This window comes from Neisseria sp. HMSC065D04 (assembly GCF_001815675.1).
GTDB lineage: Bacteria > Pseudomonadota > Gammaproteobacteria > Burkholderiales > Neisseriaceae > Neisseria.
On the sequence record NZ_KV821473.1, the window covers coordinates 79,298 to 82,270 of the forward strand.

At 52.6% G+C, this 2,973-nt stretch carries 3 protein-coding genes; all 3 read left to right on the forward strand.

Features of this window, described 5'->3' with window-relative positions:
- The first annotated feature begins 314 nt into the window (after nucleotides 1-314).
- The 3 genes from HMPREF3050_RS01445 to HMPREF3050_RS01450 all read left to right on the forward strand — a co-directional run bounded on the left by HMPREF3050_RS01445 (nucleotide 315) and on the right by HMPREF3050_RS01450 (nucleotide 2,724).
- Nucleotides 315-1,850: a sodium-dependent transporter gene (locus tag HMPREF3050_RS01445; protein WP_070773202.1), complete on the forward strand. Its 1,536-nt coding sequence runs from the start codon at nucleotides 315-317 to the stop codon at nucleotides 1,848-1,850.
- Nucleotides 1,847-1,939 (forward strand): methionine/alanine import family NSS transporter small subunit, encoded by a 93-nt coding sequence (locus HMPREF3050_RS13040; protein WP_016687493.1) that lies wholly within the window; start codon nucleotides 1,847-1,849, stop codon nucleotides 1,937-1,939. The genes HMPREF3050_RS01445 and HMPREF3050_RS13040 overlap by 4 nt, the downstream gene beginning before the upstream one ends.
- A 365-nt stretch (nucleotides 1,940-2,304) precedes the next feature.
- Nucleotides 2,305-2,724 carry a glycine zipper domain-containing protein gene (locus tag HMPREF3050_RS01450; RefSeq protein WP_003768927.1) on the forward strand — a complete coding sequence of 140 codons (420 nt, stop codon included), beginning with the start codon at nucleotides 2,305-2,307 and terminating at the stop codon, nucleotides 2,722-2,724.
- The last annotated feature ends 249 nt before the right edge of the window (nucleotides 2,725-2,973 follow it).

The window sequence follows — 2,973 nt, forward strand, 5'->3', positions numbered from 1 at the left end:
TCGCCTTGTTCTGATTTAAAGTTAATCCACTATAAATACCTCCCTTTGAAAAAGCAGGTCGTCTGAAAAAACGCCCCCCCATCCTGAATCCCATCTTCCCTCATCTTCCTCAAACTGCCTGAAATACAGCTAAAAATCCGTTTTCCCCACTTGCCAAGCCTGTTAAATTTTTTTACGATACAGCCGTAGATTGTAAACAAAGGCCACAAGCCGACTGTTTTTTCAGACGACATTACCCCTGTCAGACCTCATTTCTATAACCGTAAGCCGCCAAGCGGCTGTTTTCATACCACATCAAAGCAAGAGGTATCAACGTGTCTGATTCCAAAACAAACGAACGCGCGACGTTTAGCAACCGCCGCGCGTTTATGGTTGCCGCCATCGGCTCTGCCGTCGGCCTGGGCAACATTTGGCGCTTCCCCTACATCGCCTTCGAAAACGGAGGCGGTGCGTTCCTCCTACCCTATCTGGTCGCGCTCTTGACTGCGGGCATCCCGCTGCTGCTGATCGACTACGCCATCGGCCACCGCTACCGCGGCTCGCCACCGCTGGCTTTCCGCCGCCTCGGCCGCTGGTTCGAGCCTGTGGGCTGGTGGAACGTCATGGCCAATATCATCATCTGTATCTACTACGCAGTCATCATCGGCTGGTCGGCAAGCTATGCGTATTACTCGCTGAACGCCGCATGGGGCGCAGATCCGCAGGCGTTTTTCTTTAAAGACTTTTTGAACATGGCAGGTCCTGAAGCCTTAGGCTTGGATTTTGTCGGCAAAGTCGTCGGCCCGCTGATCGGCGTATGGCTGTTTACCTGCATCATCATGGCTTTGGGCGTACAAAAAGGCGTAGCAGGCGCATCGTCGTTTTTCATGCCGCTGCTTTTGATTATGTTCATCATCATGGTCGGCATCTCGCTGACGCTGCCGGGCGCGGCTAAGGGCTTGGACGCGCTGTTTACGCCCGACTGGTCGAAACTTTCCGATCCTAGAGTCTGGGTTGCCGCATACGGTCAGATTTTCTTCTCGCTCTCCATCTGCTTCGGCATCATGGTGACTTACTCTTCCTACCTGAAGAAAAAAACCGACTTGGGCGGTACCGGCTTGGTTGTCGGCTTTGCCAACAGCAGCTTTGAATTGCTCGCCGGCATCGGCGTATTCGCCGCGTTGGGCTTTATGGCACAAGCCAATGGACAAGCCGTCAGTCAAGTTGCTTCCAGCGGCATCGGTTTGGCTTTCATCGCCTTCCCGACCATCATCAACCAAGCTCCGATGGGTGCACTGATCGGCGTATTGTTCTTCGGTTCGCTGGTATTCGCAGGCATTACTTCGATGATTTCCATCGTCGAAGTCATCGTTGCCGCCATTCAGGACAAATTGAACATCGGCCGCGTCAACGCTACCCTGCTTGTCTGCATCCCGATGGGCATTATCTCCACCCTGCTCTTCGGCACGACCACCGGCCTGCCTGTTTTGGACGTCTTGGACAAATTCGTCAACACCTACGGCATCGTCGCCGCCGGCTTCGTCTATGTTTTGGCCATCATCGTCCTGCGCAAACTGCCCGAACTGCGCAACCACCTGAACGCGCTCTCCTCCGTCCGCGTCGGTGCGATTTGGACTGCCAGCGTCATCTTTACCGTTGCCATGCTCGGCTATATGTTGTACCAAGACACAATCGGCCTGCTTAAAGAAAACTACTCGAAATATCCCAGCGATTTCCTCAATATCTTCGGCTGGGGCATGTCGATCGGTCTGATTGTCATCTCCGTGGTACTGTCGCTTCTGCCTTGGAAACATGGTCAAAACTTCAACGTCAAAGACGAACACGAACATGAACAAGGAGATAAAGAATGAGTACCTCAGCCATCATCATGATGATTATCGCACTCGTCGTCATTTGGGGAGGATTCATCCTTTCCGTATGGCGGCTGCCTGAAGAATAGGCTTTTTCCAACAAGTGTTGCAGACACCGCACAGGTCGTCTGAAACCCAAACGCCCCGAAACCGTATTGCGGCTTCGGGGCGTTTTATCGCCGCCAAATCCAAGACAGACCAAGCTTTCCATCTATCAGCCGAGTAACCGTACCGAACAAAAGCAACATTTGTTTACGCTAATTTTCCACAGGCGGGCGAAGGTAAACAAAGGGCTGATTATAATGAAAATATAGTGGATTAAAATTGCAATGATACGGCGTTGCCAACGCCCTTATGTACTACCCGTACACGGCGGGCGTTGCCGCCTTGTCTCATTTTTATTTTAATCCACTATAACTCCGGCATCTGCCGTGTTTCACGAAAGGAAGAAACAATGACCATGAAACCACTTATGGCGGTATTGCTCGCCGCCAGCCTCAGCCTCCCCGCCATCCACGCGGAAGCGCGAGGCACGGCAAACCAGAAAAAAGCCACCCTCGCCGGCGCAGCAGCAGGCGCAGCCTTGGGCGGTCTATTGGGCAACGACGGACAAAGCGCAATCATCGGCGCAGTGGCGGGCGGTTTGGCAGGCAACGCCTACGCCTACCACAATAAAAAAATGAATCAAAAAGACAACGATATCGCCTTGCGCGACCGCCGTTACCGCGAATCCCGCTACTACGGCTACGACGGTTACGGCTACGGCGACCCGTACTACCGCGATACGTACTACAAAAAACACAAACATAAACATCACCACCGCAAACACTACCGCGACTGGGACGATGATTACTACGATTACGACGACGATTAAACCCATCGTTTGACTGTCTGAACAAAAGGTCGTCTGAAAACCTGAAACCGGGTTGAACCGCCTTCCAACCTTGGGGATGTCCCAGCCATTTTCAGACGACCTAGACAAGCCGGATTCTGCTTCCCGCAGATTCCGGCTTTTTCCATTTCCAAGCGCGTCGCTCATGGTTGCATGACGTGATGCCGAACAAACCGCCGCATACAGGGACAACGCAGAGGTATAGTGGATTAACTTTAAACCAGTACGGCG

Excerpts from the sequence above, each read along its gene's own strand:
- HMPREF3050_RS13040 (WP_016687493.1), top strand. The coding sequence starts at position 1,847 with ATGAGTACCTCAGCCATCATCATGATGATTATCGCACTCGTCGTCATT.
- HMPREF3050_RS01450 (WP_003768927.1), top strand. The coding sequence starts at position 2,305 with ATGACCATGAAACCACTTATGGCGGTATTGCTCGCCGCCAGCCTCAGC.